This is a genomic window from Klugiella xanthotipulae (genome assembly GCF_006716695.1).
Lineage (GTDB): Bacteria > Actinomycetota > Actinomycetes > Actinomycetales > Microbacteriaceae > Klugiella > Klugiella xanthotipulae.
This window is the reverse complement of record NZ_VFPN01000003.1, coordinates 386,690-412,477: the sequence shown is the minus strand read 5'-3', so window position 1 is coordinate 412,477 and position 25,788 is coordinate 386,690. Positions and strand designations below refer to the sequence as shown.

Genomic DNA, 25,788 nt, shown 5'->3' with positions numbered 1-25,788 from the left:
TTGAGAACATATGACGCAACAGCATCCGTGGTCACGTTACGTTGCACTGGGCGATTCTTTCACCGAGGGTATTGGTGACCCCGAGCCTAATAGTCCCGGCGGTAATCGTGGGTGGGCTGACCGGGTGGCCGAGGTTTTGAGTGAAAAGACCGACGATTTTGCCTATGCCAACCTTGCCGTGCGTGGCAAACTCGTGCAGCAGGTTATCGACGAGCAGGTTGAACCTGCGTTGGCCCTCCAGCCAGATCTGATTACGATTTCAGCTGGTGGTAACGACGTGATCCGACCCGGCTCCGATCCGGACGCCGTGTCTCGCAAGTTGGAGGGTGCCGTTAAACGACTCAGCTCGAACAACGCTACGATCGTGCTCTTTACCGCTGTTGATGTGGGTTTTTCCCCAGTTTTCCGCAGTATTCGCGGCAAAGTTGCTATTTATAATGAGAATGTTCGTGCCATTGCGCATCGTTACGATTGTCTCGTCGCCGACCAGTGGGCAAGTGACTCTCTCCCGGATATCCGCATGTGGTCCGCCGATCGGCTTCACCTCAACTCACTGGGGCACCATACGGTAGCCCGGATTGTGCTTGATGCTCTCAATGTTGAGAATGTTCTTCAGCCGCTTGATCCGGAACCCTACCCGGCGCGTACCTGGCGGGCTGCCCGTCGGGAAGATATTAGCTGGGCTCGTGAGTACCTGGTTCCCTGGGTTATTCGCCGTATCCGGCATCAATCGTCCGGCGACTTTGTGAGCGCGAAACGCCCCGAGGCCGGTGCAGTGCATCTCTCAGACGAGAGTTAGCGTCCGGTGCCGCGGAGTTCTGAAGGTCGAAGCTCCCACAGAGCCACAGCGGATGCTGCAGCCACATTAAGCGAGTCAACTCCCGCCTGCATTGGAATGGTGACAACTCGGTCGGCTGATTGCAACGCACGTCGGCTCAGTCCGTCACCCTCGGTTCCCACCACGAAAGCAACGCGTTCATGGCCCTCAGCCGCAAAAACGTCGAGCGGGACGGCGCTGTCGGTGAGTGCGAGAGCGGCAACGGTGAATCCGTGTTCCTGAAACAGGGTACGTGCCTCATGCCACTCTGGTAGCCTGGTCCACGGTATCTGGAGCACAGTGCCCATACTCACACGGACACTTCGACGGTAGAGCGGGTCGGCACAGCGTGGCGTGATGAACACGGCATCCGCTCCCAAACCGGCCACGGAACGGAAGATCGCTCCCACATTGGTGTGATCGACGATATCCTCGAGCACGATCACACGCTGGGCCGTTGCGAGTAGAATCGCAGGCTCTGGTAGCGTCGGGCGCTGAATCGCCGCAAGCGCACCCCGATGCAGGTGGTACCCCGTCAGTTGCTCCAACTGTTTTGCCGTACCTGTGTAAATTGGAACGTTCGGATGCTGGTTAAGAGGTGCAGCGAGGGGTTCGAGCCAACGTTCCTCGCTGAGGATGGAGAGAGGCCGGTGGCCCGCGGCTAGCGCTCGCTCGATCACCTTGCTTCCCTCGGCCAGGTAGAGCCCCTCTCGTGGCTCCTGCACTCGCCGAAGGGACACATCCGTGAGTCGGGAATAGGCGGCCAGCTCGGGGGCGTTAACGTCACTGATGGGGATGAGATGCATCCGCCCAGCCTAACGCGACACTGACTGGCCTTCGGCGGAGTTGACTCCGCGGGCTTATCGGCAGTTGCCCACACCCGAGGAGATAACACATGAGATCGCGCGTGTTGAGTACGGGGTTTTCGGAGGTGGTTTGGCCTGGGTTTAGTTCCGACTATTTTGTTCATCACTCGACGGTTGTCACGAGTGACTGCGCCTCAGCATAGTACGCCGTCTCAACCTCGACCGGGGTTCGCCTGCCTAGCTCGCCGTGGAGGCGCTCATTGTTCCACCACCACACATACTCCAGGGTGGCGAGTTCGACTTCCTCAACTGTTTTCCAGGGGCCACGCATGCGGATGAGTTCTGCTTTGTAGAGCGCGTTCACTGACTCGGCCAGGGCATTATCGTAGCTGTCACCTACGGTCCCCGTTGAAGGAATCGCCCCCAGTTCTCTGACGCGGTTGGAGTAGACCATCGACATGTAGTTCGATCCGTGGTCGCTGTGATGCACGGCCCCGTCGAGCGTTCCACCTGATTGCCAGGCCGCCATCTCAAGCGCCTGCAGCGGCAGTATCTCAGCTTTCAGTGTTGAGGCAACGTTCCAGCCAACGATCTTACGATCAAAGACATCAATAATGAACGCGGTGTATGCGAACCCAGCCCACGTAGCAACGTAAGTGATGTCACACACCAACAACTTCATTGGCCCGTCGGCCACGAACTGGCGTTCGACGAGATCACCCGGCAGCTGATCCCTGACGTCACTCGTTGTTGTGAAGGCTCTCTTCGAACGACGTACCCCACGCACTCCGGCGATTTTCATCAGACGCTCGGTTTGGTCGCGTCCGATGACCCACCCTGCTCTGGTGAGGAGGGCGTGCATCTTGCGGCGCCCGTAGACGCTGTAGTGCTGTTTGTGGAGTTGACGGATCTCGGTGACGAGAATCTCGTCGCGTAGTTTCCTGACCGACGGGAGTCTGTGTTTCGCTGCCCGATATCCTCGGGACGTCAGAAACACGAATTGCCGAGCCCAGCACACGGCACAGGAACTCAACCCCGAAACGATCACGATAGGTATCGATGAATTGGATCATTTCGTTCGTGGCGGGTCGAGTTCCTTGGCGAAAAATATGCTCGCAGCTCGCAAGACTTCGTTTGCTTTCTTGAGTTCAGCGACTTCGCGGCGCAGTCGCCGGTTCTCCTCGTTCATATCAGTGGTCACGCCGGGTTTTTGGCCAGTATCGATCAGCGTTTGACGATGCCAGATACGCAGCGTGTCTGGTGAGACACCGAGGAGCTTGCCGACCTGGTTGCTGGCTGCGTTGAGGCTCGTATGCTCGGGGAGCGCTTCGGTGAGCATACGCAGCGCGCGTTCACGGAATTCTGGTTCATATTTGTTTGCCATGGTGTTCCTATCCTTGTTGAAAGTACGGAACTAAACCCAGGCCAAACCAGAGGAGATTATTGATCATATCCTCGTGCTTGCTCAGGAGGGTCCGCTCGCGGTGCTCACGGGTGCCGGCGTTAGTACCGACTCAGGTATCCCCGACTATCGAGGCGAGGGCGCTCCTCCACGTGCGCCCATGACCTTCCAACAGTTTTTGGCGAGCGAGACGAGTCGTAAACGCTACTGGGCGGGCAGTCACCGTGGCTGGGGCACCTTTATGGCAACAACGCCCAACGCTGGCCATCGTGCGCTCGCCTCTCTTGAAGCTAGTGGTCGAATAAATGGTGTTGTGACGCAGAACGTTGATGGCCTGCATGTGCGTGCTGGCTCGACCCGTGTCATCGACGTACACGGCTCCATGAGCCGAGTGTTCTGTCTGGTTTGTGGTCAAGCCTTTAACCGTGATTCTGTCGAAGAGCAGCTTCTACGAGAGAACCCCCGCCTGGACGAACCCGGATTTGTTGTGCTGGCACCGGACGGCGATGCGGATGTGAGCGGTATCGAGAATTTTGTTGTGCCCACTTGCTCGGTGTGTGCGGGAATGCTCAAGCCTGATGTCGTCTTTTTTGGTGAGCTGGTGCCACGCAAGCGGTTTGCCGCTGCACAGGCGCTCCTTACGGAGTCCTCCGGTCTACTTGTGCTGGGTTCATCGCTCGCGGTAAACACGGGTGTACGACTGGTGGAACAGAGCCGACGGGCAGCTCAGCCAGTGATCATCGTGAATCGTGGTGCCACAAAGGGAGATGCCAAGGCGAGCATTCGGGTGGAGTCTGGAACGACGGAGTTTCTACTTGCCCTCGCGGATCGGGCGGGTGTCCCTATCCTTTAGTCGTCTGTCATGAGGTAGGTCGTGATGGCGGTGACAGCTTCTTCCGGTGTCTCGTAGTGAACCAGGTGACCTACTCGGGGAATGACATCGAGCCGGGCGTTGGCAAAGCGTGTGAGGAGTTTTCTCTGGGCCGGGAGCGCTGTGATGTCGTCGTGTTCTGCAGCGATGAGCAGGGTGGGCGCTGTGACGCCGTCAGCAACGCTGCTGACATCGCTGCTGACGGAGGCTCGAAACGCCTCTAAGACGACCTCTCTGCTCGCGAACACGCTGAAATAGCGATCATGTTGCTGGTGAATCCAACGGCGCAGATGCTTATCTGACGTTTTTACCATGGCAATGCTGGTGATCCTCACAATGAGCCGATTCGTCAGGAGGGCGTATCCGAGTCTGTTCGGCAAAACGGCACCCAACCAATAATAGAAGACCGCGAACCGGGTCAGGATGCCGCGTGGACCACTAAGGGCCGGTGCCCCAATCGGGTTCACCAGGATGAGCCTGTCAACGGCGAGCCCCCCGGCCACGGCTGAGGAGGCAATGATCGAACCGAAGGAATGGCCCAGAAGATAGAGGGTCGTCCCTGTTGGCCGTATTCGTTCGGTGAAGAGGGTAAGCCACTCTACATATCCCGCCAGGTTGTGGATGTGCTGTGGAAAGGGTTGAGAGCGCCCAAAGCCCGGAAGGTCCGGTACTATAACTCGGTAGTCACGGAGTCCCGCAGTCAGCAAGAGCAGGCCGTGATGGTCTCCCCGGAACCCGTGCACCAGTACAATCGTGGGACGCTCGTCTAGCGTTTCATTACCCTGCGTGTATACCCAGTAGTGAGTGGTGGAACCCATCACCTCAATGGTCGCTTCGCGTCCCTGAAGACCAGAGAGAACCTGCTCTGGCGTACGGGCAGGTTCTGTGCTGTTGGTCGTCTGCGAAGTCATCACAGTCATTCTACGGCGGGGTGGCTGGCATTGCCACGAGTGTCACTGCTCTCCCCTAGAGTGGAGAACATGAACCAGAGCCAAATCGTGCCCCTGTGGTGCGAAAATATTGCCGTTTTTGATACCGAGACCACCGGTATCGATGTCACGACGAGTCGCATCGTGACGGCGACGATCGCCGTTCTAGATGCTCAGGGTACCGTCACAGAGCGGCACGACTGGTTTCTCAACCCCGGTGTAGAGATTCCTGAGCAGGCTTCTGCTGTGCACGGCGTCACAACTGAACAGGCAGCTGCCGGTGGTATGGACGCGGCGACGGGCGTGATGCAGATTCTCGACCGTGCTCACGATGTGTTGAGTCGAGGCCTTCCTCTGGTGGTCTACAATGCTCCCTACGACCTCGGTATCATGCGACATGAGGCCCTCCGCTACGGGTTGAGTCCACTGGATAATCCCACGCCCATTCTCGACCCTCTGGTTATCGACAAAGCTGTTGATCGCTATCGCAAGGGTAAACGTACTCTCGAGGCAACAACGAGTGAGTACGGGGTTACGCTCGGCGCGGCCCACGATGCTGGCGAGGACGCTATCGCTGCTGGCCGTGTCATGCAGCGGCTGGCTGCCCGTCACAGCACCAAGCTTCCTGACGACCTAGAAGCGCTACATGCGATGCAGGCCCGTTGGGCTCAGGAACAGGCCGCAAATTTCCAGGAGTATATGCGGCGCGTTCGCGATCCCGATTTTGTCGCTAATGGCTCCTGGCCCGAGCACGGCTGAGTCCCTGTGGTTGCGCGTGGGAGTCTGCGCGCAACCATCACAATTAGTGACTCTTCACGCGAAGCCCAATTGCCCAACGCAGAGGGGCGGTTCAGAAGCTGCTGCTCCTGAACCGCCCCTCTGACGGTGTGGCGTGTTACGCGCCAAACCCCTTGTAACGGGTGTTGAACTTCTCCACACGACCGGCAGAGTCGAGGATGCGCTGCTTGCCGGTGTAGAAGGGGTGCGATTCGCTCGAGATTTCGACGTCAATGACGGGATAGGTGACACCGTCCAACTCGATGGTCTTCTCGCTGGAAACGGTCGAGCGCGTGAGGAAAGTTGCGCCCGAGGCCAGGTCGCGGAATACCACCGGTGCGTAGTCGGGGTGAATGGCTGTCTTCATCGGATAATCCTTTTATCGCTCGTTATATTGGTGACGCCCAAGTGGGCACTAAAAAATTGTGAGGCTATCAAGCCAGCTATTCACTTTAGCAGATATCTCGCGCAGATGGCGGGACGCTCCCCCTAGTGCGTCTCAACAGGAAGTTAGAGCGCGCGTGCCGTGTAACGGTCATGATCTTTCGTGAGGTTAAATTCGAGGCCGAATGTGGAGCTGAGCGCTTCAGCAGTGAGCGTCGATTCACACTCGCCCGCGGCGATGACTCTCTCACCGCTCAGCAGGAGCGCGTGGGTGAATCCCGGTGGAATCTCCTCCACGTGATGGGTCACCATAACCATGGCGGGTGAGGTCGGGGAACTAGCGTAGCCACTCAATAATTGCAGTAGTCGTTCACGAGCGCCCAGATCGAGACTTGATGCTGGTTCATCCAAGAGGAGCATTTCAGGATCTGTCATAACGGCACGGGCAATGAGTGTGCGCTTTTGTTCCCCATCGCTCAGGGTGCCGAAGGTGCGCTGACTGAGATCGTGGAGACCCCACTCGCTGAGCACACGTTCGGCTCGGCGGACATCGAGATCCTCGTATTTTTCGTTCCATCGTCCCTCAACCGAATACGCGGCGGTCATCACTGTGTTGATCACCGTTTCGTTGGCAGGGATACGCTTAGCCTGGGCCGAAGATGCAAACCCAAGTCGGTTTCGTAGCTCAAAAATATTGACTGTGCCGAGTTGGCTACCGAGAACGGTAACGGTACCACTGGTCGGGTGCTCATGGCCGGTTGCTAGGCGCATCAGCGTGGTTTTCCCCGCTCCGTTGGGGCCAAGGATAACCCATCGCTGATCCTCTCGAACGCTCCAAGAAACGCCGTTAAGAATACGATTTCCGTTGCGAACATAGCTAACATCAGAAAACTCAAGCACACCAGACATGGCCACTAGCCTATCGGTCTTCACCTGTTGCGCAGATCACTTTTGGAGGAGTTCCGAATACAGCCCCCTGGTCTGCTCAGCGATGCTGTGCCAACTGAAATCGGACACGGCGCGTTCACGTCCTGCTGTGCCTAACATCCGTGCTAGTTCAGGATTCTCGATTACTCGGGTCAGCGCCGCCGCGAGGTCAACAACGTATTTCTCTGGATGCAGTGGTGTTCCTGTGCCGTCTTGTTCCTGCTCAAGTGGGACGATGAGCCCGGTCGTTTCATCGAGTACGACCTCTGGGATACCCCCGGTACCTGAACCCACAACCGGAGCGCCACAGGCCATAGCCTCCAAGTTGACAATTCCCAGCGGTTCGTAGATTGATGGGCACGCAAAAACTGTTGCAGAGGTGAGAAGCACACACAGATCCTCTCGGGAGAGGTGCCGGTCAATCCAGACAACCCCGTCACGGTGCGTCCGAAGCTCGTTCACAAGCTCGGTAACCTCGGCCAGTATTTCCGTCGTATCCGGGGCACCCGCGCAGAGAATAATCTGGGTGTGGGCCGGCAGGAGGCGGGCGGCGCGAAGAAGGTAAGGTAGGCCCTTCTGCCGCGTGATTCGACCGACAAAAACCACAGAGGGTAGGGATGGATCAACCCCCAGCGTACGAAGTTTCTCCTCGTCAACACGCGGAGTCCATTCGTCAGTATTGATGCCGTTGTAGATCACGTGCACCCGAGAGGGATCAACCTGCGGGTAGGAACGCAGGATATCCGCGCGCATTCCGTGGCTGACTGCGACAACCGCGTCTGCTGCCTCGTACGTCACCCGCTCAATCCAGCCGGATACCCGATACCCGCCGCCCAATTGTTCAGCTTTCCAAGGCCGTAGCGGCTCAAGACTGTGAGCCGTTACCACGTGCGGGATACCGTGCAGAAGCTTAGCCAGGTGCCCCGCGGCATTGGCGTACCAGGTGTGTGAGTGCACCAGATCGGCTCCCGCTACATCCTGGGCGATGGCCAGGTCAACGCCGAGCGTTGTGATGCTCGGGTTAGAGTTGCTGAGTTCTGCTGGCGCGGCGTAGGAGAAGGTATCCTGCTCATCACGCGGCGCGCCAAAAGCGTGCACTCGAACCGTTATCTCAGCCCGCAGAGCGCGAACGAGTTCGGCGACATGCACCCCCGCGCCACCGTAGACTTCTGGGGGATATTCCTTCGTTACAACATCAACACGCATACTCGAACTTTAACAGGGTCCGCGTTGAACGGATACCGCTAGCATTGCCTCATGGGTGCCCCAAAGATTTTTGCTATTGTTCTTGCCGGCGGTGAGGGAAAGCGATTGATGCCTCTCACTGAGGATCGCGCCAAACCCGCTGTGCCCTTCGGGGGGCAGTATCGACTGATTGACTTTGCGCTGTCCAACCTCCTCAATTCGGGCATGACCAAGATCGTGGTTCTCACCCAGTACAAATCGCACAGTCTTGATCGTCACGTCTCACAGACCTGGCGGCTGTCGAGTATGCTCAATTCCTATGTGGCCTCAGTGCCCGCTCAACAGCGCCTGGGTAAGCGATGGTTCAGCGGTTCTGCCGACGCAATCCTGCAGAGCCTTAACCTTCTCCGTGATGAGAAGCCAGACATTGTCGTTGTTGTGGGTGCAGATCACGTGTACCGCATGGACTTTAGCCAGATGGTGGAGGCCCACACGAATTCAGGTCTTGCCGTGACGGTTGCCGCTATCCGCCAACCTATTGGGATGGCTGACCAGTTTGGCATCATTGATATCGACCCCCTGCGTCCGCAACGGATTCGCGATTTCCTAGAGAAGCCAACCAATCCTGTCGGGTTACCCGACTCTCCTCAGGAGGTGCTTGCCTCCATGGGTAACTACGTGTTTAACGCGGACGCTCTCATCGATGCGGTTACCCGTGATGGGGTTAACCCTGAATCAAGTCACGATATGGGTGGGGACATTGTGCCCGACTTTGTGCGGTCAGGGCAGGCGGGGGTCTACGATCTCAAGCGTAATGAGGTCCCAGGTGCCTCCGACCGAGACCGCTACTATTGGCGAGATGTGGGAACGATTGATTCGTTCTTTGACGCCCACCAGGACCTCGTATCGGCCTTGCCTGTCTTCAACCTGTACAATAACTCCTGGCCAATCTTTAGCCAACAGCTCAATTCACCACCGGCCAAGATTGTGCGGGATGCTCGGGGAAACTTGGGGCAGACTATCGACTCGATCATCTCCCTCGGTGCTGTTATCTCGGGAGCCCACATCGAAAAAAGCGTTATTGGCCCGTGGGCCCGCATCGGTTCTGGTTCCCAAGTCCGACACTCGGTACTCTTCGACGATGTGGTGGTTCACCACGATGCCATTGTTGAGCGTGCCATACTCGATAAGTCTGTGATCGTGCACGCTAACGCCCGAGTAGGGATTGATCATGATCGGGATCGTGCCCGGGGTTTTACCGTGACCGATTCTGGCATCACCGTGGTAGGAAAAGGAATAGAAATTCAGCCATGACGCTTGCTACGCCTCCCGCGCTACCCTTCCTCGTTGTGTTAGACGCTGATTCAACCACCATCAAAGATGAGGTCATCGAGCTTCTCGCCGATGTGGCCGGTACCCGCGCTGAGGTATCCCTGGTTACTGAGCGTGCGATGCGTGGCGAGCTTGATTTTGCAGAGAGCCTCCGGGAAAGAGTCGCCACCCTTTCGGGCCTTCCCGATTCATGTTTCAATGACGTTTACGCACGGATCCGACCGAGTGATGGCGTCCACGACCTGATCGCGGCGATTCATGAGTATGGCGGTGCCGTTGGTGTCGTTTCCGGTGGCTTCCATGAGTTGCTTGACCTGCTCGCATCGGACCTTGAACTGGACTTCTGGCGTGCCAATCGCCTGGAGGTCTTTGACGGTGTGTTAACCGGCCGCGTGACCGGTCCTATTATTGATGCCCGCGCCAAGGCGGAGACCCTGCGGGGGTGGGCAACCACCTCAGGGATTCCGCTTTCTCGAACCGTCGCAATCGGCGATGGTGCTAACGACCTTGAGATGATGGCGGTCGCCGGTCTGTCGATTGCCTACAACGCAAAACCCGTTGTGCGTGAGCGTGCAAACGTGGTATTGGATACCCCCGACCTCAGCCTGGTAATTCCGTATATTCATACGCTGGTGGCGCCATAAGCTGACCCGGACAGCTGCGGCGGGGAGAGCCTCCGCCGTGACTGGTTGGCTAGTGGCCCATTCCTAATCCACCGTCAACGGGGATGACTGCACCCGAAATGTAGGACGCATTATCGCTGGCCAACCAGCTGACCGCTTGGGCGACCTCCCTGGCCTGGCCGTATCGTCCAGCGGGGATTGCATTGCGATACGCCGCCTGCTGTTCTTCCGGGAGTGCGGCCGTCATATCTGTCTCGATAAAGCCCGGAGCTACGACATTGGCCGTGACGCCGCGTGCGCCTAACTCTCGGGTCAGCGAGCGAGCAAAACCCACGAGAGCGCTCTTAGAAGCTGAATAGTTTACCTGACCGGCCCCACCATACAACCCCACCACGCTTGAGATAAAGATGACCCGGCCAAAACGCTGCTTCAAGAAGGCCTTCGAAGCACGCTTGACCACGCGGAAGGTCCCCGTGAGGTTGGTGTCGATGACATCGGTGAAATCTTGCTCGGACATTCGCATAAGAAGTGTGTCACGCGTAATTCCGGCGTTAGCGACAACCACCTCAACCGGGCCGAGGATAGATTCAATCTTGGTGAAGGCGTTGTCGATGGATTCCGCGTTGTTGACATCAGCGACAACAGTGAGCGAGCCCTCGGGGCCGTGGCCGGAACGTGCGGTGACGGCTACACGGTGGCCCTGGGTAATCATCTCCGCGGCGATAGCGTAACCAATTCCACGGTTGCCTCCGGTCACAAGAACGGTTCTAGGGGTGGTCATTGAAGGGGGTCCTTTCGGGGAGAATCAACAATCACCAATCATAGAGCGTAGGCTAGTGGTGCATGCTTACACCACACCCGTTGCTATGAAACCATCCCAGTCAGTAACCTATCTGTCCTCCGCTCCGGCTGATGACAGATCGTCACGTATGCTCAAATACAGCGTGATGATGGGTATCCGGTTTGCCTGCATCATCGCGATCCCGTTTATGCATGGGTGGTGGATGGTGGTCCCCATTCTGGGTGCTGTGTTTATGCCGTACTTTGCTGTGGTGATCGCCAACGTGAGCGGGGTGGGTAAACGAGCTACCCCTGAATCCCCCGTGGATCTGAGTCTTGAGTCGGCAGCTATTCCTCTCGCGGACACTCCTCCGATCATCATTGTTGATGAGCCGTTTGCGTCACCGGATTTCCCCGCCGTGAACTCCGGTCAAGAAACCTCCACGCGGTCCGTAGATCTACCCGATACTGGAGAGAATCAGTGACTGGCTCGCGATCACTGTGGGGCGGTAATCTCCCCCAGCGTTCCTGCTCACGGGCGGGGTGTACGGCGGAGGCCACCTGGCGGATAGACTGGCGTAATCCCCGCATTCACAGGACGGATCGGCTCAAAACCTGGTTGGCATGTGCCGAACACGTTGACTATCTGAGCGGTTTCCTTACCTCGCGATCTTTCCCTGTCACGATCACAGCGCTTGATGTGGTCGTTTCCTCCACGGGAGATCATTCCCGAAACCCCCTTCCGAGCGGAGACTCTCAATGACAACGGGCTGGCGTTTTCTCCTGTCAAAACGGTGGGGCGGGTATGTGGCTCTCCTGATTGTGTTCACGATTGTGTGTGTACTCTTGGCCCAGTGGCAGTTTAATCGAAGGGCTGATGCCCGGGCGGAGATCGCCAGGATTGACGGTAATTACGATGCAACCCCGGTACTCCTCACGGATGCGCTTCCCACTCTGGATGCCTACAACGATGAGGACCAAAAGTGGAGCACGGTGGAGATAACTGGTCACTACCTGAGCGATGACCAGGTGCTCGTGCGCAACCGGCCGCTCAACGGTAGCCCGGGGTTCGAGGTCCTCGTGCCATTCCAACTTGCGAACGGTAACGTCTTCGTGATCGACCGCGGCTGGTTGCCCACAGGGTCGAGTAACGGCGCGGAGAAAAATGCCCCCGATGTCGTCCCTGAAGCGCCCACCGGTACCGTGGAGGTCATCGCCCGGCTCAAGGCCGGTGAGCCGACTCTGCCGGGCCGTCGCTCAGTTGACGGTCAGATCGCCACCATCCATCTACCGGATATGGCGACGCGCATCGGCTTGCCTACGTACACCGAAGCATACGGGTTGCTGGTCTCCGAGAACCCCGCACCGAAGACTGCGCCAACACTCGCACCGAAACCAGAACGAGACGAGGGACCTCATCTATCCTATGCGCTCCAATGGTACGTTTTTGCCGTCATGGGGTTCATCGGTCTCGGGTACGGCGCGCGGCAGGAGTACCGCCAGGTCAACGTCTCAGACCTGCGCGAGCAAGAACGGGCCAGGATCCGTGACGATAAGAAATCACGTAGGCGCAAGAGTGATGCCGATATCGAGGACGCCCTGCTCGACTCCTCGCAGACGCATTAGCCTGGTGCGCGACACCGTAGGAGTCGCTGCCCATCGCATTCTTGGTCTGAATGCTATGGACTCAGGCGAGTTCGATGAGCTCCAGGTAGTCCTTGTTCCAGTGATCCTCCACACCGTCGGGCATGATGAGGACCCGTTCGGGGTTAAGCGCCTGGACGGCACCCTCGTCGTGGCTGACCAGAACAACTGATCCACTGTAGTGGGCGAGTGCATCCAGAATCTCGGCACGACTAGCCGGGTCCAGGTTGTTGGTGGGCTCATCAAGTAGCAGCACGTTGGCGGCCGACACAACGAGCATCGCCAGGGCCAAACGCGTTTTCTCACCGCCGGAGAGCACACCGGCCAGCTTGTGGCCGTCATCACCGGTGAATAAGAACGAGCCGAGCACCTTACGCGCCTCAGTTTCGGTGAGTGTTGCGGAGGCGCTCATCATATTCTGCAGGACGCTTGCCTTCACGTCGAGGGTCTCATGTTCCTGAGCGTAGTAGCCGACCCGGAGGCCGTGACCCGGCTCGATCTGACCGGTGTCGGGTTCGTCAACACCCGCGAGAATGCGCAGGAGTGTGGTTTTGCCCGCACCGTTGAGGCCCAGGATGACCACCTTGGATCCACGGTCAATCGCCAGGTCAACACCGGCAAATATCTCGAGCGAGCCGTAGCTCTTCGACAGATTGCTTGCCATAATTGGGGTCTTGCCGCAGGGGGCAGGGTCGGGGAAGCGCAGTTTAGCCACACGGTCGGCGGCCCGAACATCATCAAGGCTGGAAAGCATCTTCTCGGCGCGCGCAACCATCTGGTGGGCAGCAGCAGCTTTGGACGCCTTCGCCCCAAATTTGGCGGCTTGAAGCTGGAGCGCCGTGGCTTTTTTTTCCACGTTGGTGCGCTCCTTGCGGCGGCGTTCTTCATCGGCAGCCCGCTGCTTCTGGTAGTTTTTCCAGTTCATGTTGTAGATGTCGATTGCCTGGCGGTTGGCATCGAGATAGAAAACCCGGTTGACGGTCTCCCCCACCAACTCAATATCGTGGGTAATGACGATGAAGCCACCACGATAATTCTTGAGAAACTCACGCAACCAGACAACCGAGTCGGCATCGAGATGATTGGTTGGCTCATCAAGGATGAGGGTCTCGGCATCTGAGAACAGGATACGGGCCAGCTCGATCCTGCGGCGCTGCCCGCCCGACAGGGTGCTGAGCGGCTGCCCCAACACACGATCGGGCAAGTTCAGGTTACTCGCGATGGAAGCGGCCTCCGCCTCGGCCGCATATCCGCCCAGCGCGGTGAAGCGATCAGTCAGGCGTGCATACTTCTTCATCGCGGCCTCAGCAACTGCTGGGTGGGGGTCTCCCATGAGAAGAGATGACTCTGACATCCCCAGCACAAGTTGTCCTAGACCGCGGGCATCGAGGATGCGCGTGCGGGCTAACTCTTCGGGGTTGCCTGAGCGGGGGTCCTGTGGCAGATAACCCAACTCGCCTGAACGCTCGATCTTTCCTTCACTCGGTTCCAGATCTCCCGCCAGGTGTTTGGTGAGGGTGGTCTTACCCGCGCCGTTACGTCCCACGAGTCCAATTTTGTCACCGGCAGCAACTCGAAAGTTAACCTCAGACATGAGGCGGCGAGCTCCGACGTCAATTGCAACGTTGTGCACAGCAAGCATGGGCGGTGTGATTCCTTCCGGGGATTCCTCACGCGACATCCGATCAATGCGTGAGGCAAACCTCAAGACTACAGGCTAAACATGGTTTTTCCCCGCCCCCACTGCGGGAGGTGTTGGGAGTAGGTGCCGCTACATTCACCACAGACTGCGTTAGATTGAAAACCCGAGCGCACGCATCATATCGCGCCCGTCATCGGTGATTCGTTCGGCCCCCCACGGCGGCATCCATACCCAGTTGATGCGGAATGCCTTCACGAGACCGTCAAGCGCCTCCGCAATGTCGTTCTCGATGACATCTGTCAGCGGGCACCCCGCTGAAGTGAGGGTCATGCTGATAACCAGAGCTTCGTTCTCCGCATCCCATCCCAGATCATAGACCAAACCGAGATCTACGATATTAACGCCAAGCTCAGGGTCGGAGACCTCCTTCAGCGCCTCGATGGCTTGTTCGTGGAAGTCGGGTTCAAGTGAGGTGACCATGTGAATCCTTATGCCGAAGCGGTGAGATAGCGGTCGTAACCCTCGTCTTCGAGACGGTCGGCCAGCTCGGGTCCACCCTGCTCGGCCACCTTCCCATTGACAAAGACATGGACAAAATCTGGCTTGATGTAGCGAAGGATGCGAGTGTAGTGCGTGATGAGCAGCAGTCCGAGGTTGTTGTTCGCATGGGCCCGGTTGACCCCTTCTGATACGATCTTGAGCGCGTCCACATCGAGGCCTGAGTCGGTCTCGTCAAGGATTGCGAAGCGTGGCTTGAGTAGTTCCAACTGAAGAATCTCGTTGCGTTTTTTCTCGCCGCCAGAGAAGCCCTCGTTAACGTTGCGTTCGGCAAACGACTGATCCATCTTGAGGTTGGTCATGGCCTCGCGAACGTCGGCCACCCAGCCGCGGATGGCAGGAGCTTTACCGTCAACGGAAGTCTTCGCGGTGCGCAAAAAATTGGTGTTCGTGACCCCGGGGATCTCGACCGGATACTGCATCGCCAAGAATAGTCCGGCACGGGCGCGCTCGTCTACCGACATCGAGAGGACGTCCTCGCCGTCGAGCGTAATTGAGCCGCCCTCGACGGTGTACTTGGGGTGACCCGCAATTGTGTACGCCAGTGTTGACTTTCCTGAGCCGTTGGGGCCCATAACGGCGTGAATTTCGCCCTGTGTAATAGTGAGGTCAACACCGTGCAGGATCTGGATGGTGCCCTGATCGGTCTCTACGCTGACCTGAAGGTCCTTGATCTCGAGTACGGAACTCATACGGGAATCTCTTTCGTTACTGTGGGATCGATAAAAACATTGCCGTCTGTGATGACGATTTCATACACAGGCACGGGTTCATAGGCGGGTAGACTCTGCGGCTGCCCGGTTTTGAGGGAGAATGCTGAGCCGTGGGCCCAGCATTCCAGGGTGTTACCCTCAACAAAACCCTCGGATAGGCTGATGTCGCCGTGAGTGCAGGTATCGCCAATAGCGTGGACGTCACCGGCAGAATCCTTCACAACGGCAATGGGAACGCCCTCAAGGACAACACGGTATGCCTGATTAAAGGGCAGCTCGGCGACCGAGCAGACGAGTGTAAGGCTCACGGACTATCGGGCTCCCTGTGCGAGTTCGTGGGATTTATTGAGAGACTCTTCAACCGCGTCGTTAAGACGGGTTTCGAGAATGGAATTACCAATTTTCTGAATCACCTCAAGGAGGAAACCTTTGACAACCAGGCGACGCGCCTCCTCCTCGCGGATACCGCGCGACTGCAGGTAGAAAAGCTGCTCGTCGTCAAAACGGCCAGTGGCGCTGGCGTGGCCAGCACCCGTAATATCGCCCGTCTCAATCTCGAGGTTAGGGACGGAGTCGGCACGTGTACCGTCACTCAGTACCAGATTACGGTTCTGCTCGTACGAGTCGGTAGCCGTCGCGGTCTGACGGATGAGGACATCGCCAATCCACACGGAGTGCGCGCCATTCCCCTGTAACGCACCCTTGTATGTGACACGGCTAGTGGTGTGTGGTGCATCGTGGTTCACATAGACGTGCTGTTCAAGATGTTGTCCTGCGTCGGCGAAATAAGCACCGAACGCATCGACCCGACCGCCCTCCGTGTTGAGGTGTGTGGAGGGGTTGATGCGCACGACATCACCGCCGAGAGAGATGACGATATGCCGGAGGGTGGCGTTGCGCCCGATCGTGGCGAAGTGGCTGGCCAGGTGATGTGCGCCATCTGCCCACTCCTGGCTCGTCACCACGGTTAACTCGGCCTGCTCACCCACCACGATCTCGACGTTTTCGCTGAGTTCTGCGGTGCCAAAGTTTTCTAGGATGACCAAGCCGCGACTGAATGGGGCAGCTGAAATTACGGTGTGTGCGGCGAGGGCTGAAGTCCCCAGATCGCGCCGCGTGATGCTGATGACTTTGCTCTCCTCGCCCGTAACCTCGATGAGCAGGGCCTCTTCAAAAGCGCTCCAAGCCGCAGCGGAGCCGCGTTCCTCTGGGATTCCCGCCAGGCCGATTCGAGGATCGGAACGAGGAATCCACGACAGGGTGATTCCCGGGGCCTCAGACGCAGTGTAGTCATAGCGTGAGCCATCCAGATCGCCGTGGAGCAGCGCCTCAATGCGATCGACGGGGGTCAGCTTCCAGACAGCCTCACGACCGGTCACGTGAGCAAAGTCGGCGACGTCAAAGGAACGGAATCGCTCCGATCTGGTTTGCACGGGCACAACGGAGAGTCCGCCGTCGGTGGGGGTTTTAGCGCCATGTTGCCCACGCGTTGTTTCGGGTGTTGCCGTTGTCATAACTAACCGACGGATCCTTCCATGCCCATTTCAATGAGCTTGTTGAGTTCTAGTGCATACTCCATGGGCAGTTCACGGGCAATGGGCTCGATAAAGCCTCGAACGATCATAGCCATAGCCTCGTCTTCGGGCATACCTCGGCTCATCAGGTAGAAGAGCTGCTCTTCGCTGACCTTCGATACCGTGGCCTCGTGACCAAGCACCACATCGTCCACGCGGATATCTATGGCCGGGTAGGTATCGGATCGCGAGATGGTGTCAACGAGGAGCGCGTCACAACGCACAGTGTTGGCAGAGTGGTGAGCGTTGGCATCAATCTTGATCTCGCCGCGATAACCGGCACGACCGCCACCGCGGGCGATTGACTTCGACACGATAGAGGATTGAGTGTAGGGGGCCATGTGGATCATCTTTGCCCCGGTGTCCTGATGCTGGCCCGGGCCAGCGAAGGCTACAGAGAGCGTCTCGCCCTTCGCTCGCTCCCCCACGAGGAAGATTGAGGGGTATTTCATGGTCACCTTGGAACCAATATTTCCATCGACCCACTCCATCGTGGCACCCTCTTCGGCAATAGCGCGCTTGGTGACCAGGTTATAGACGTTGTTGGACCAGTTCTGAATCGTCGTATAGCGAACTCGGGCGTTCTTCTTCACGATGATCTCCACGACAGCTGAGTGCAGAGAATCCGACTTATAGATGGGTGCGGTGCAACCCTCAATGTAGTGGACGTAGCTTCCTTCGTCAGCAATAATCAGCGTACGCTCAAACTGGCCCATGTTCTCGGTATTGATACGGAAGTATGCCTGTAGTGGGATATCCACCTTGATGCCTTTGGGTACGTAGACGAACGATCCGCCCGACCACACGGCCGTGTTGAGCGCAGCAAACTTGTTGTCCCCCGCGGGGATGACAGTGCCGAAGTACTCCTCGAAAATGTCGGGATGCTCGCGCAGAGCCGTGTCGGTGTCCATAAAAATGACACCCTGCTCTTCAAGGTCTTCACGGATCTGATGGTAGACAACCTCGGACTCGTACTGGGCAGCGACGCCCGATACCAGGCGCTGGCGCTCGGCCTCGGGGATACCTAACCGTTCGTAGGTGTTCTTAATATCCTCGGGCAGGTCTTCCCAACTCTGGGCCTGCTTCTCGGTGGAACGGACGAAGTACTTAATATTATCGAAATCAATTGCAGAGAGATCAGCGCCCCAGGTAGGCATCGGCTTGCGCTCAAATAATTTTAGGGCTTTGAGGCGACGGCTCAGCATCCATTCCGGCTCATTCTTGAGACCAGAAATGTTTGTGACCACGCCAGGATTGATGCCACGCCGGGCCGAGGCCCCTGCGGCATCGGTGTCGTGCCACCCAAACTCGTATACGCCTAAGCTATCGAGTTCGGGCCGGTCGATCAGAATGTCCGACATAACCTCTTCTACCTTCTTCCCTTACTTAACCTGTATTAACAGGCCGGGACTGATTGCATTCCCCGCGACGATTGAAAAACCGCGTTTTCCACACCAGAGCGCTCATCGTCATGCTCATGGCAAGGCTTGGAGTATTCTGAGGAGGTGTGGATCACTTTGGCCCACTGTCGCGATTTCATCACGACCGCAGCCACCCGCCGTGGTGGCCGCAACGATGAATCTGATTCTACAGGGTTCCCCGCTCTTTGTGAGGATCTGCGCGCGATTAACAGTTTCCATTGAGTTGAGTTGAGTTGTGTCGAATCTAAGAGAAGTAGTGCAGAGCAGGACGACAAAACTGTGGCAGAGACTGCCCACGACGATTGATCAGCGGGTTCGATTCATTGCCTGGTTATCGCTGGCCGGTCAGGTCGTCATCGTCGCCACCGGCGGTGCGGTGCGACTGACCGCTTCTGGCCTCGGCTGCACCACCTGGCCCAAGTGCACTACAGATTCGTGGGTGGCAACGCCCGAGTACGCCATGCACGGCATTATTGAATTTGGGAATCGTCTCCTGACCTTTGTGCTCGCGGCAATAGCGGTCGCGGCTTTCCTTGCTGTCATCCGCTTCCGAGCACAGCGGCCAGATCTCTTCTGGATGACTTTTTGGCTCGGAATGTCCATTCCCGCCCAGGCCATACTGGGAGGTATCACCGTTCTCACCGGGCTCAATCCCTATCTTGTTGGCGCGCACTTCCTGCTCTCTGCCATTCTTGTGGTGTTAGGTACCGTACTTGTTTATCGCGTTTACAACGGACGCAGTGCCGGGCTAGGGGTTGACAGTCTGATGGTTGGTCTTGGCTGGCTGGTCGGGCTAGCCGCAGCGGTCACGATTGTGATCGGTATTCTCACGACCGGTGCGGGTCCGCATGCTGGTCATGATGGGGATGCAGCTGACGCGCCGGTCGTTCGCAATGGTTTTGACCCGATCAATATGCAGCACCTGCACAGCTATCCGGCCTACGCCATGCTGGGGCTCAGTATTCTGCTCCTCATCTGGCTGATCGCTGTGAGGCGGGGTCTCACCCTGCGGTTCGCGAGTGCGCTTATCGCAACGACACTGCTTCAGGTGGTCGTTGGGATTATGCAGGCTCGTCTTGGCTTGCCTGAGGTTCTTGTGGGAGTTCACATGGTGCTGGCCTGTATCGTCGTGTCGCTCGTTGCCGCCGTCATCCTGTCGTTCTACAACTCGTGTCAGGTTCTGCCAGGTCCCGTTCCGAACGATGCAGTTGAAGAACCTGCGACTCTTCGAAGCTAACCACTCTCACCTATCGATGTGAGAGATACGGTGGCTGCGTCGATCCGGTCTGCCCCGCATCTTTCACCGAGAACTGGTGGCGTCACTCTGCTTATCGGTTAGAAGACGAGAGGGTCAATTCCTACCGCCAAGAACAACAGCGTGAGATAACTGATAGAGCCGTGAAAAACACGCATGGGCTTGCTGTCTTCGCCTCGAATGGCGCGTCCGTACAGCCGGTGCGCCTCGTAAAGGAAGTAGCCGCCTGAGAGGAGTGCGACAGCCGTGTACAACAGACCCATATTTGCGATCGGGACCAGTAAAAGTGAACACGCCACCGTGGCCCAGGTGTAGAGAATGACCTGGAGGCCTACGACTGCCCGGCCGCGGACAACCGCCAGCATGGGTACTCCCGCGTGGGCATAGTCGGCGCGATACTTCATCGAGAGGGGCCAGTAGTGTGGTGGCGTCCAGAGGAATATAAGCATAAACAGTATGAGGGGGGGCCAACTCAGGTTGTTGGTCACGGCTGCCCACCCGATAAGGACGGGCATGCAGCCAGCGATACCACCCCAGACGATATTTTGAGTGGTGCGTCGCTTCAGAATGAGGGTGTAAAGCACAACATAGAAGAGGATCGCGGTAAGTCCCAGTGCTGCCGTGAGCAGATTAGTGAAGACTGCGAGCCAAACGGTCGCCGCCACGCCAAGTACCCACGAGAAGATGAGTGCCTCACGGTCGCTCAGTTCTCCCGTTACGAGAGGGCGGTTCTTGGTGCGATTCATGGTGCGATCAATGTCACGGTCGAAATAACAGTTGAATGCGCCAGCGGAACCCGCGCTTGCAGCGCCACCAATCAGTGTTGCAATAACAAGCCAGAGATTAGGGATACCCTGCTCGGCAAGGATCATGGTCGGCACTGTCACAACGAGCAGTAGCTCGACGACCCTCGGCTTGGTCAGAGAGAGGTAGCCAGCTACCTTGCGACGGAAACGTGGTTGAACGTGCCTGCCAGACACCTCATCGCTCTTTTTTTCACTCACGGTACTCATGTCCAGTACAGTGTACGCCACCCCGTGAGCGGCCAGGTGTCTGGTTCTCCGTGACCACCCGGATGTGACCGGTTGGGGCCCTAGTTTAAGAATGAGGTATGGATGGACTGAATATACTGTGGTGAATGCCCCTGCGCACTTCGCGATCCCCCGAGGGAAACCGTGTCTGTACCGCTGGGGAAGACTCGTGATTCGGATGCCTGTCGTTGCGCATCCCGCAAAGCGTCTTTCGGGACAATGAAAGGTGAGTTTCCAGTGGTAGATCTGCAGTGGGATTCAATTGATAACAAGGCCGTCGACACCGCACGTGTGCTGGCGGCCGATGCCGTAGAGAGGGTTGGTAATGGCCATCCGGGAACGGCTATCAGTCTCGCACCCGTTGCGTATCTGCTCTTCCAAAAGGTGATGCGTCGCGACCCACGCGATCAGGACTGGCTGGGGCGTGATCGCTTCATCCTGTCGGTAGGGCACTCATCTCTGACACAGTACGTACAGCTTTACCTGGGTGGATACGGTCTTGAACTTGACGACCTGAAGGCGCTGCGTACCTGGGGCTCTCTGACCCCTGGCCACCCCGAGTACGGCCATACTTCCGGGGTTGAGATCACCACCGGCCCGCTGGGCCAGGGCCTCGCATCCGCCGTTGGGTTTGCCTACGCGGCACGCTACGAGCGGGGTCTGTTTGACCCCGAAGCAGCAGCGGGCGAGAGTCCTTTTGACCACACCATTTACGTGATTGCTGGTGATGGCGACCTTCAAGAGGGCGTCACAAGCGAGGCCTCCTCATTGGCTGGACACCAGGAGCTCGGTAATCTCGTCGTTATCTATGACAGCAACCAGATCTCCATTGAAGACAACACCAATATCGCGTTCACCGAGGATGTTGCCGCTCGCTATGCGTCGTACAACTGGCATGTTCAGACAGTTGACTGGAAGAAGACGGGTGCCTACGTTGAGGATATTCGTGAGCTGAACGCTGCCATTGAAGCGGCCAAAGCGGTGCAGGACAAGCCTTCACTGATCATTCTTAAGACCATTATTGGCTGGCCAAGCCCCACCAAAAAAAACACCGGTAAAATCCATGGCTCGGCACTGGGCAGCGAGGAATTGGCCGGTTTGAAGCGGGAGCTTGGCTTCGATCCCGAGCAGACCTTTACGGTCTCTGACGAGGTCATTAATCGTACGCGTAGCGCCATTGAGCGTGGCGCGATCGACCGAGCTGAATGGGCGGTGTCATTCGACCGCTGGGCAGCCGCACACCCCGAGCGCAAGCAACTTCTTGACCGGCTTGAGGCCGGCAACCTTCCCGAAGGTTTCAACAACGCCTTGCCTGTTTTTGAGGCTGGTACCGAGGTATCCACCCGGGCCGCAAGTGGGAAGGTACTCAACGCGCTTGGTGGCATTATGCCCGAACTCTGGGGAGGATCAGCGGACCTTGCCGAGTCGAATAACACCACTATTGCCGGGGTGAAATCCTTTGTACCCGAGAAATGGTCAACATCAGAGTGGTCGGGTGACCCGTACGGTCGTGTCCTGCACTTCGGTATCCGAGAACATGCCATGGGCTCAATCTTGAACGGCATCGTACTTCACGGGCCGACTCGGGCCTACGGCGGAACATTTCTCATTTTTAGCGACTATATGCGCCCGGCCGTTCGTCTTGCTGCGCTCATGAATATTCCCTCCATCTTCGTTTGGACACACGATTCGGTTGCGCTAGGCGAGGACGGACCCACCCACCAACCGATCGAGCAACTCGCAACCTTGCGTGCGATCCCGAACCTTGCCGTTGTCCGACCAGCGGATGCCAATGAGGTGTCCTGGGCATGGCGCGAAATTCTGTCCCGTCGCGAAGGACCCTCGGGAATAGCCCTCACGAGGCAAAACCTACCCGTGTTCGAGCGTGGTGAGGGTGCAGCCTCCGGCGACACATTTGCCTCGGCTGACCACGTGGGCCGAGGTGCCTACGTACTTGCGGAGGCACCCAGTGGGACCCCTGACGTCATTCTGATCGCCACGGGCTCCGAAGTCCAACTTGCCGTTGCTGCCCGGGAACTGCTCCACATCGAGGGGGTTAATGCGCGTGTTGTATCAGCTCCCTGTCTGGAGTGGTTTGCCGAGCAAACCCTCGATTACCAGGAGTCTGTCCTGCCGCCATCCGTTCGCGCCCGTGTGTCTGTCGAGGCCGCTCTATCGCTTGGTTGGCGTGAGATTGTTGGAGACGCCGGCCGCAGCGTCTCCATTGAGCACTTTGGTGCATCCGCTGACTACAAGACACTGTTCCGCGAGTTTGGTATGACGACCGAGGCCGTTGTCGCGGCGGCTAAAGACAGCATCACCGCCGCCTAATTGACGGCACTACCCCACACAGAGGAAGACATAAAACTATGACTGAAACACCCACTGCCGCGCTGAGTAGCGCTGGCGTCAGTATCTGGCTTGACGATCTGTCTCGTAGTCGCATTAACTCTGGCGATCTGCAGCGACTGATTGCCGAGCGCAATGTCGTTGGTGTGACCACCAACCCTACGATCTTTGCTGGCGCGCTGGCCAACGGCGAGTCCTACGCTGAGCAGGTCGCTGTGCTGTCCGCTGAGGGCGTCGATGCAAGCCGCGCTGTTTTCGAGATTACAACCGACGATGTGGCCGCTGCCTCAAAAATCTTCTCTTCTATTTACGAGTCCAGCGACGGTTATGACGGGCGCGTGTCAATCGAGGTTGAACCTGGTCTTGCCCACGACGCAACTGGTACCGTCGTGCAGGCCCAAGAACTGTGGGCGAAGGTAGGCCAACCCAACGCAATGATCAAGATTCCGGCTACGGAGGCTGGCCTTGTGGCGATCACCGAGGTGATCGCCTTGGGCATCAGCGTTAATGTGACTCTTATTTTCAGTCTTGAGCGCTACCGTGCGGTGATCAATGCTTTCCTGACCGGGCTGGAGCGTGCTCGCACAGCTGGACACGACCTCAGCACGATCCACTCGGTTGCATCATTCTTCGTATCTCGTGTTGACGCCGAAATTGACAAGCGTCTTGCAGCGGTGGGCACTAAGGAAGCGCTCGCTCTACGCAGCAAGGCGGGGATAGCCAACGCCCAGCTGGCCTACCAGGTATTCGAGCAGGCCTTTGACAGCGAGCGTGCACGAGGGCTCTTGGCCGCCGGTGCACGCAAGCAGCGTCCCCTGTGGGCGTCCACTGGGGTGAAGGATCCGTCCCTCCCTGACACTCTGTACGTCACGGGGCTCGTTGCCGCAGGCGTAGTGAACACCATGCCCGAGAAAACCCTCGAAGCCACCTTTGACCACGGTGTCGTTACGGGTGACACGGTAACCCGTGCATACGATGAGGCTAATGCCGTCCTTGATGCTGTTGATGCGACCGGGGTGTCGTACACCGAGGTAACCGAGCTATTAGAGAAAGAGGGCGTTGAAAAATTTGTCGTCTCCTGGAACGAATTGCTCGAGACCGTTGACACCGCTTTGAGGGCAGCACGATGAGCGCTTTTGTAGCGGTTGGCTCCGCATTGCGGGAGCAGATCGCAGGATGCCTGACTGATCTCGTTCAGGACCATGTTGCGTCTAGGCTCAGCGGTTCTGATCACACTCTCTGGGGGCGTGAGGCTGAGGCCGAAGCGGTTAAACGACTGGGCTGGCTCGCCTCTACCAAGGTGTCGGCGCCGCTTGTAGAACAGATTCTTGCCCTCCGCGAGGAGTTCATCTCCGAGGGCATCACTCATATTGTCTTGGGCGGCATGGGCGGATCCAGCTTGGCTCCTGAGGTCATCACAGCAACCGCTGGTGTAGGACTCACGGTGCTCGACTCGACCGATCCTGACCAGGTTCGTGAAGCGATAGGCGACCGCCTGGCGCACACGGCTGTTGTCATCTCCTCGAAATCAGGATCAACGCTGGAGACCGATAGCCAGCGGCGCGCTTACGAGGCAGCGTTTACGGCCGCGGGGATTAAACCTGCTGATCGTATCGTTGTTGTGACAGACCCGGCTTCTCCCCTTCACGAGTCGGCGAGTGCTGCAGGCTACCGCGTTTTTCTCGCCGATCCCGCCGTGGGTGGACGCTATTCGGCGCTCACCGCGTTTGGCCTGGTGCCCTCCGGTCTCGCCGGGGTTGACATTGCAACGCTGCTGAACGATGCTGATGCCGTTATGGGCGAGCTTGCATCCGATTCCACGGACAACCCGGGGCTCGTGCTCGCTGCTGCACTGGCAGCGAGAGCACCGGGTGTCGATAAGGTTGGTCTCGTGGCTGATGACAGTCCGATCATAGGCTTTGGCGACTGGGCGGAACAGCTCATTGCCGAGTCTACGGGCAAGGGCGGCACCGGCATCCTGCCTGTTGTACTGTCCGCAGCCTCCTATGAGGCCCGCACCCCGTCAACAGACATTCTATTGGCTCGCTTGGTGAACGCCACCAGCATCCCCCGTCCGGACGAGATTCAGGTTACGGGACCACTAGGGGCTCAGTTTATGTTGTGGGAGTTTGCCACGGCTGTCGCCGGACGAATCCTGGGTATCAACCCGTTTGACCAGCCGGATGTGGAGTCCGCGAAGGTTGCTGCCCGGGGTCTTCTTGACTCAACTCCAGAAGTCGCTCCCCCGGTGTTTATCGATAACGGAGTGGAGGTACGTGGAAATTCTGATATTTTTGTTGGAGAAACGACCCTAACCGGTGCCATCTCGAAGCTCTTTGATCGTCTGAGCGACCGTGGGTATGCGTCTATCCAGGCCTACACGAGTAGGAACACTCACCCCGAGTTGGCGGCACTTCGTGAGGATGTCGCTGAGATGACTGGGCGTCCCACCACGTTTGGGTGGGGACCCCGCTTCCTGCACTCGACGGGTCAGTACCACAAGGGCGGAGCCCCGGTCGGTGTGTTCCTGCAGATTCGCACGGTTCCCACTGAGGATTTGTCGATCCCTGATCGCCCATTCACCTTTGGCCAGCTCATTTCGGCTCAAGCCGAGGGCGATGCTAGCGTCCTGATGGAACAGGGCCGTCCCGTCCTCATCGTGACGCTTCACAACGCAGCCCAGGGCGCTCAGGCGCTTCGTGAGGCTATCGCCGCCGCACGACTGGTCCGATAGTTCGTCCGTCGGCGGTTGAGAAAGGTTTTTCTGT

Annotated in this window: 26 protein-coding genes; 11 read left to right on the top strand and 15 right to left on the bottom strand. The window is 57.8% G+C overall.

Annotated features, from left to right (window positions below):
• The first annotated feature begins 10 nt into the window (after positions 1–10).
• The gene (locus FB466_RS11335) at positions 11–799 is read left to right on the top strand and encodes an SGNH/GDSL hydrolase family protein (RefSeq protein WP_141918501.1); all 789 of its coding nucleotides are present in this window, start codon (positions 11–13) and stop codon (positions 797–799) included.
• On the opposite strand, the gene FB466_RS11330 is transcribed toward FB466_RS11335, so the two are convergent.
• The 3 genes from FB466_RS11330 to FB466_RS13905 all read right to left on the bottom strand — a co-directional run bounded on the left by FB466_RS11330 (position 796) and on the right by FB466_RS13905 (position 3,007).
• A complete protein-coding gene (locus FB466_RS11330; protein WP_141918500.1) occupies positions 796–1,623 on the bottom strand; it encodes a TrmH family RNA methyltransferase in 828 nt (275 codons plus the stop codon). The genes FB466_RS11335 and FB466_RS11330 overlap by 4 nt on opposite strands.
• A gap of 163 nt (positions 1,624–1,786) precedes the next feature.
• Positions 1,787–2,641, bottom strand: coding sequence for an IS3 family transposase (locus tag FB466_RS11325; RefSeq protein WP_281285157.1), 855 nt, complete (start codon positions 2,639–2,641; stop codon positions 1,787–1,789).
• Positions 2,642–2,692: 51 nt separating this feature from the next.
• Complete coding sequence (locus FB466_RS13905; protein ID WP_281285147.1) at positions 2,693–3,007, bottom strand: transposase; 315 nt, start codon at positions 3,005–3,007, stop codon at positions 2,693–2,695.
• Positions 3,008–3,080: 73 nt separating this feature from the next.
• Here FB466_RS13905 and FB466_RS11320 point away from each other — a divergent pair, with 73 nt between their 5' ends.
• A complete protein-coding gene (locus FB466_RS11320; RefSeq protein WP_246054641.1) occupies positions 3,081–3,878 on the top strand; it encodes a Sir2 family NAD-dependent protein deacetylase in 798 nt (265 codons plus the stop codon).
• Here FB466_RS11320 and FB466_RS11315 read toward each other — a convergent pair.
• Positions 3,875–4,807, bottom strand: a complete 933-nt coding sequence (locus tag FB466_RS11315) for an alpha/beta fold hydrolase (protein ID WP_141918498.1) — start codon at positions 4,805–4,807, stop codon at positions 3,875–3,877. The genes FB466_RS11320 and FB466_RS11315 overlap by 4 nt on opposite strands.
• Positions 4,808–4,876: 69 nt before the next feature.
• Between FB466_RS11315 and FB466_RS11310 the strand changes: the two genes are divergently transcribed.
• Positions 4,877–5,584 carry an exonuclease domain-containing protein gene (locus FB466_RS11310; protein WP_211344815.1) on the top strand — a complete coding sequence of 236 codons (708 nt, stop codon included), beginning with the start codon at positions 4,877–4,879 and terminating at the stop codon, positions 5,582–5,584.
• 136 nt (positions 5,585–5,720) lie between these two features.
• Here the strand turns inward: FB466_RS11310 and FB466_RS11305 are convergent, their stop codons facing one another.
• From FB466_RS11305 to glgA, 3 genes are all read right to left on the bottom strand, one after another.
• Positions 5,721–5,969, bottom strand: coding sequence for a type B 50S ribosomal protein L31 (locus tag FB466_RS11305; protein WP_141918497.1), 249 nt, complete (start codon positions 5,967–5,969; stop codon positions 5,721–5,723).
• Between the two features lie 143 nt (positions 5,970–6,112).
• Positions 6,113–6,895, bottom strand: a complete 783-nt coding sequence (locus tag FB466_RS11300; RefSeq protein WP_141918496.1) for an ABC transporter ATP-binding protein — start codon at positions 6,893–6,895, stop codon at positions 6,113–6,115.
• 36 nt (positions 6,896–6,931) lie between these two features.
• The gene (gene glgA / locus FB466_RS11295; protein WP_141918495.1) at positions 6,932–8,119 is read right to left on the bottom strand and encodes a glycogen synthase; all 1,188 of its coding nucleotides are present in this window, start codon (positions 8,117–8,119) and stop codon (positions 6,932–6,934) included.
• A gap of 51 nt (positions 8,120–8,170) precedes the next feature.
• Here glgA and FB466_RS11290 point away from each other — a divergent pair, with 51 nt between their 5' ends.
• Positions 8,171–9,412 (top strand): glucose-1-phosphate adenylyltransferase, encoded by a 1,242-nt coding sequence (locus tag FB466_RS11290; RefSeq protein ID WP_141918494.1) that lies wholly within the window; start codon positions 8,171–8,173, stop codon positions 9,410–9,412.
• Positions 9,409–10,074 carry a phosphoserine phosphatase SerB gene (serB, locus tag FB466_RS11285; protein WP_141918493.1) on the top strand — a complete coding sequence of 222 codons (666 nt, stop codon included), beginning with the start codon at positions 9,409–9,411 and terminating at the stop codon, positions 10,072–10,074. Before FB466_RS11290 ends, serB begins: the two co-directional genes overlap by 4 nt.
• Positions 10,075–10,123: 49 nt before the next feature.
• On the opposite strand, the gene fabG is transcribed toward serB, so the two are convergent.
• Positions 10,124–10,834: a 3-oxoacyl-ACP reductase FabG gene (gene fabG / locus FB466_RS11280; protein ID WP_141918492.1), complete on the bottom strand. Its 711-nt coding sequence runs from the start codon at positions 10,832–10,834 to the stop codon at positions 10,124–10,126.
• Between the two features lie 85 nt (positions 10,835–10,919).
• On the opposite strand from fabG, the gene FB466_RS11275 reads away from it, so the two are divergent.
• Together FB466_RS11275 and FB466_RS11265 are read left to right on the top strand one after the other, a co-directional pair.
• Positions 10,920–11,318: a DUF3099 domain-containing protein gene (locus tag FB466_RS11275; protein WP_141918491.1), complete on the top strand. Its 399-nt coding sequence runs from the start codon at positions 10,920–10,922 to the stop codon at positions 11,316–11,318.
• Positions 11,319–11,592: 274 nt separating this feature from the next.
• The gene (locus FB466_RS11265) at positions 11,593–12,459 is read left to right on the top strand and encodes an SURF1 family cytochrome oxidase biogenesis protein (RefSeq protein WP_141918490.1); all 867 of its coding nucleotides are present in this window, start codon (positions 11,593–11,595) and stop codon (positions 12,457–12,459) included.
• A 61-nt stretch (positions 12,460–12,520) separates the two neighbouring features.
• On the opposite strand, the gene FB466_RS11260 is transcribed toward FB466_RS11265, so the two are convergent.
• The 6 genes from FB466_RS11260 to sufB all read right to left on the bottom strand — a co-directional run bounded on the left by FB466_RS11260 (position 12,521) and on the right by sufB (position 18,325).
• Complete coding sequence (locus FB466_RS11260; RefSeq protein WP_141918724.1) at positions 12,521–14,119, bottom strand: ABC-F family ATP-binding cassette domain-containing protein; 1,599 nt, start codon at positions 14,117–14,119, stop codon at positions 12,521–12,523.
• 150 nt (positions 14,120–14,269) lie between these two features.
• Positions 14,270–14,599 carry a metal-sulfur cluster assembly factor gene (locus FB466_RS11255; protein ID WP_141918489.1) on the bottom strand — a complete coding sequence of 110 codons (330 nt, stop codon included), beginning with the start codon at positions 14,597–14,599 and terminating at the stop codon, positions 14,270–14,272.
• An 8-nt stretch (positions 14,600–14,607) separates the two neighbouring features.
• Complete coding sequence (sufC, locus tag FB466_RS11250) at positions 14,608–15,369, bottom strand: Fe-S cluster assembly ATPase SufC (protein WP_141918488.1); 762 nt, start codon at positions 15,367–15,369, stop codon at positions 14,608–14,610.
• Positions 15,366–15,698: a non-heme iron oxygenase ferredoxin subunit gene (locus FB466_RS11245; RefSeq protein WP_141918487.1), complete on the bottom strand. Its 333-nt coding sequence runs from the start codon at positions 15,696–15,698 to the stop codon at positions 15,366–15,368. The genes sufC and FB466_RS11245 overlap by 4 nt, the downstream gene beginning before the upstream one ends.
• A 3-nt stretch (positions 15,699–15,701) precedes the next feature.
• The gene (gene sufD, locus FB466_RS11240; RefSeq protein WP_141918486.1) at positions 15,702–16,904 is read right to left on the bottom strand and encodes a Fe-S cluster assembly protein SufD; all 1,203 of its coding nucleotides are present in this window, start codon (positions 16,902–16,904) and stop codon (positions 15,702–15,704) included.
• 2 nt (positions 16,905–16,906) lie between these two features.
• On the bottom strand, positions 16,907–18,325 hold the full coding sequence (gene sufB, locus FB466_RS11235) for a Fe-S cluster assembly protein SufB (RefSeq protein WP_141918485.1): 1,419 nt from the start codon (positions 18,323–18,325) through the stop codon (positions 16,907–16,909).
• A gap of 295 nt (positions 18,326–18,620) precedes the next feature.
• Here sufB and FB466_RS11230 point away from each other — a divergent pair, with 295 nt between their 5' ends.
• The gene (locus tag FB466_RS11230; protein ID WP_246054639.1) at positions 18,621–19,622 is read left to right on the top strand and encodes a COX15/CtaA family protein; all 1,002 of its coding nucleotides are present in this window, start codon (positions 18,621–18,623) and stop codon (positions 19,620–19,622) included.
• A 98-nt stretch (positions 19,623–19,720) separates the two neighbouring features.
• On the opposite strand, the gene FB466_RS11225 is transcribed toward FB466_RS11230, so the two are convergent.
• Entirely contained in the window at positions 19,721–20,653 is a 933-nt protein-coding gene (locus FB466_RS11225) for a heme o synthase (RefSeq protein ID WP_141918484.1), read from the bottom strand.
• A gap of 255 nt (positions 20,654–20,908) precedes the next feature.
• On the opposite strand from FB466_RS11225, the gene tkt reads away from it, so the two are divergent.
• From tkt to FB466_RS11210, 3 genes are read left to right on the top strand one after another with little or no spacing between them, the layout of a single operon-like run.
• Entirely contained in the window at positions 20,909–23,002 is a 2,094-nt protein-coding gene (gene tkt, locus FB466_RS11220) for a transketolase (protein WP_141918483.1), read from the top strand.
• 38 nt (positions 23,003–23,040) lie between these two features.
• Positions 23,041–24,150, top strand: coding sequence for a transaldolase (tal, locus tag FB466_RS11215; protein ID WP_141918482.1), 1,110 nt, complete (start codon positions 23,041–23,043; stop codon positions 24,148–24,150).
• On the top strand, positions 24,147–25,754 hold the full coding sequence (locus FB466_RS11210) for a glucose-6-phosphate isomerase (protein WP_141918481.1): 1,608 nt from the start codon (positions 24,147–24,149) through the stop codon (positions 25,752–25,754). Before tal ends, FB466_RS11210 begins: the two co-directional genes overlap by 4 nt.
• Positions 25,755–25,788: the final 34 nt, after the last annotated feature.